Annotated in this window: 5 protein-coding genes; 1 reads left to right on the top strand and 4 read right to left on the bottom strand. The window is 59.2% G+C overall.

Features of this window, described 5'->3' with window-relative positions; translation table 11 throughout:
* From VN577_01160 to VN577_01150, 3 genes are all read right to left on the bottom strand, one after another.
* Positions 1–307: hypothetical protein (locus VN577_01160; protein ID HWR13407.1), on the bottom strand; the 307-nt coding region annotated here is incomplete at its 3' end.
* A 612-nt stretch (positions 308–919) separates the two neighbouring features.
* A complete protein-coding gene (locus VN577_01155) occupies positions 920–1804 on the bottom strand; it encodes a DUF2971 domain-containing protein (protein HWR13406.1) in 885 nt (294 codons plus the stop codon).
* 97 nt (positions 1805–1901) lie between these two features.
* Positions 1902–2447, bottom strand: a complete 546-nt coding sequence (locus VN577_01150; protein HWR13405.1) for a hypothetical protein — start codon at positions 2445–2447, stop codon at positions 1902–1904.
* On the opposite strand from VN577_01150, the gene VN577_01145 reads away from it, so the two are divergent.
* A complete protein-coding gene (locus VN577_01145; protein ID HWR13404.1) occupies positions 2337–2654 on the top strand; it encodes a hypothetical protein in 318 nt (105 codons plus the stop codon). The two genes, VN577_01150 and VN577_01145, sit on opposite strands and share 111 nt — an antisense overlap.
* Positions 2655–2864: 210 nt before the next feature.
* Here VN577_01145 and VN577_01140 read toward each other — a convergent pair.
* Positions 2865–3288 (bottom strand): DNA polymerase (locus VN577_01140; GenBank protein ID HWR13403.1); only part of this gene is annotated, 424 nt, incomplete at its 5' end.

The raw sequence follows: 3288 nt of genomic DNA, 5'->3' as shown, positions 1-3288 counted from the left end.
GGCCGTCAGTGCCGAAACCGCCGAAGCCATGGCGCTCGGTGCGCGCCGCCGCGCGGGTTCCACATACGCAGTGGCCATCACGGGCTCGGCCGGACCGGGCGACGGCGGCGAAAAGGTCCCCATCGGTACGGTCTACATGGCCGTGGCCGATCCCACCGGCTGTCAGGTGCATCACCGGGTCTTCCTGGGCGACCGCCCACGCATTCGTTCCTTCGCCGCCCAGACCGCGCTGGACCACCTGCGCCGCCGCTGTGCTGCGCTCACATTGGTCTCCCGATTGCCCTGATTCCCGCTGGAGGGAAATCATGCCAGTACCAGCCGGTCCCGGAACCAACCAATTCAGATGCGATCTGTGCGGACGGCTCTTTAACACCCAGGCTGAACTCGACAAGCACCAGGTGGATTGCGCAGCCGCATACCAGTCGGGCGCGCAAACAAGGAGCAGGAACAGCCCAAAGCCAAGGAGCCAGGCGCCGACCACACCTGGGTGAGCAAGCCATAGCTAGAATCAGCATGGGAGGGATCTGGCGCGACTTCAACAGCCGTGATCCTTCCGATGCTGCAGTAAAGCACCCAACGCACGTTCTTTCGCCCCGATCTCCTCTTCGGCCTGCCTGTCAAGCTCGGCCACCCGGCCTGCCTGTCAAGCTCGGCCACCTTGCTCTGGTCCATGACCAACGCGTCAGATCTTCCCGGCCAAAGAAACTGAAATCACGAACCGTGGTTTCTCCGCAGGAGAACAAGTGAGGCTAGCCGCTGCTCGGCGAACCGCCACTTTCCGAAAACCCCCGTATACCGTTCGGAACCCGGGCGCAGACAGAACGTCGGACGCCGTCCGCGGGCGCTTCGTAGCGCTCGCGATTAGCGCCTGTCCCAGACGCACATCGCTAAAGCGGTTGAATTAGAGATCGCCGTCTGATCAGGGCGGGCCGTTCGCAACCATCTTAGGTGCGTGCTGTTGAATCATTCGATACGGGCGACCATTGTGCCAATCAACTTTTGAGACAATTACGCCCAGCTTGGCTCCGAACTCATAGCAGCGATTCGCGGTTGCAGCACTGGCCCGATCACCGAAGATGATCTCCACTAATGCACTCTTAGTCGATATGAACTCGTGACGTTCAAAATCGCCGAAGCCAACAATTCGGCATTTCTGCTCAGACGCCCAATCTGGGTGCTTCGTAAAGAACAGCCAGCGACGGTGCTGCTCAAGGTGGCGCAGGACACCTTGGTAAGCGGGCAGCGACTCCCAATCCGCGCTGTTGAAAGAGAAGGCGGACCATCCGTCGGCTTCATCGAGCATCCGATAGCTTACATGGCCATAGTGAAGTTGGCCCTTTGCTTTCAGCTCCGCAATGGCATTCGCTAACAGCTTCCTGCGGTCGAAGACTAACGCGATTCCCCGGTGATTCTCGGCGTAGTGCGCCCACATAGTCGGGCGTGCAAAGCCCCGCGCTTCCCAGAAATCGTCGATGTCTTGCGGCTCGCGCTTCAAGCCATAGCCATCGGAAGTGAAGCACAGCAGACGGGTCCTGCCCTTGATGCGTTCCGACATCTCGCACCATATTCTCCCAGCCGTCGCGCCACCGTCTGTTGCAGCGCCGACAGTCATGATCCAGTCTTTTGCTTCCTTGGGGTCGTTCAGATCCGAGTAGGGAGAGAGACGAAGGCGCTCGTCCCTCAAGATATGGCCCAGTGCCACTTCGGCCCTAGTGTAGTGGTAGAGATACCGCTTTCCCTTCAGGTCCGTATCGTCGAAGGGAGGATCAATGTTGTCGATTCGAAGCGGTTGACCATCGGGCATCGGCCGTTATCCCTCAGCTTGCTTCAACACTTCGTCCTGCTCTTTGCAACTTCAGAGGCGCGTAACGGTTGGACGCATTCCCGCGCAGGGCGTGATCTTAACGAAGAGCCAGCCTTCGGACGAACTGCTCGATCTGCTCATCCAGGCTCCGTACGTATTTGTTGAAGTCCGTTAGATTCGTTAGGTCTGGGCGTCGTGCATTCGATGCCATCTCTTGAATGGCCCACAGCAACGTGTGCAGGAAGCCGAGAATGCGAGCTACGTCGCCAAACAGAGTCTGGCTGAACAAGGCAGTGATCGCCTGTTGGCTGTCCACTCCGCGGTGGGCAAAATACTTGTGCCGAATTGGTTGGTAGATGCTCTTGAAAGTATTGTAGTGCGGAACGAGAGCGTCCCGCAGCACTTCGAGGTCAGCGGTCCTTGGCTCCCATGCCTGGCTCACATAATCCAGAAGCCATTGAGGATCCGGGCCAGTGATGTCAAAAGCCTGCCGCTTTCGCTCCCTCAGTGCTGCTCTTAAAAAGAAGTCGGGATGCTGTACCGTGGTCTCCACGAGTTTGTGGACCGAGAATGTATCACGACGCCGATCGAAAATCCGACCAAACGCAATGAAGAAAGTGGTCTGAAGGGAATAGGTCGTCAGCGTCCAAAAATGCGCGTCACGCTGATACTGATCGTAGATGGCACGTTCTGCAGCTGCGAGATTGTGAACCTTGAGGTAGCCGTAGTTGCTTTTGATGGCAGCGAGTGGAACATCCGCCAGAATTCCTGTTCGGCGTGTGACCGCGGAACCGCTGGTGCCGGCGTCATGGCTTCGATTGTATACGAGTTATCGGCGCCTCTGCTGTGACGATGCCGGACAGATGGGCCACAGCCCCGTCCTGCCGACATGGCGTGCGAGCCGTTGCGGGGCTACTTACTCGCTAACCGGAAACCAACGCAACTGCGGAGGTTGTGGACGTAATGTGGGCTTACCGGAAACTGGCTCCTGCGACATGAGATGCCCATCCGTTGAAGTGGTCCTCGTGCAGACACCTCGTTCGGGCTAATACACCCCCTGCTATTTCGCGTCTCGCCAGTTCACGCCCGACCCGACGTCCACCACCAGCGGCACTGCCAGTTCCCCGACGCCTTCCATTTCACTTTTCACCATTGCGGAGACCGTGCGGACCTCGTCGGGCGGGGCCTCTAGCACCAGCTCATCGTGCACCTGGAGCAGCAGCGCCGCCTGATAGCCTTCGAGTTTGCGCGCGATCCGCACCATTGCGAGCTTGATCAGATCCGCCGCCGTGCCCTGGAGCGGCGAGTTCACGGCCGTGCGCTCGGCGAAACCGCGGGCATTGGGGTTGCGGGAATTGATATCGGGGATGGGCCTCTCGCGCCCGAATAGCGTGCGGGTCGTACCCGTCTTTCGCACCTCCGCGATGGTCGCGTCGATGAACCTCCGCACCCCCGCGTAGCGCTCGAAATAGGCCCGGATGTAC

The sequence above is a fragment of the Terriglobales bacterium genome (assembly GCA_035561515.1).
Classification (GTDB): domain Bacteria; phylum Acidobacteriota; class Terriglobia; order Terriglobales; family Acidobacteriaceae; genus DATMXP01.
The sequence above is the reverse complement of the archived record's forward strand: the minus strand, read 5'-3'. Positions and strand labels throughout refer to the sequence as shown.

What these genes read in the sequence shown, in the direction of transcription:
- VN577_01155 (HWR13406.1), bottom strand. Translation starts at nt 1,804, where the DNA reads ATGCCCGATGGTCAACCGCTTCGAATCGACAACATTGATCCTCCCTTC.
- VN577_01145 (HWR13404.1), top strand. Translation starts at nt 2,337, where the DNA reads ATGCTGTACCGTGGTCTCCACGAGTTTGTGGACCGAGAATGTATCACG.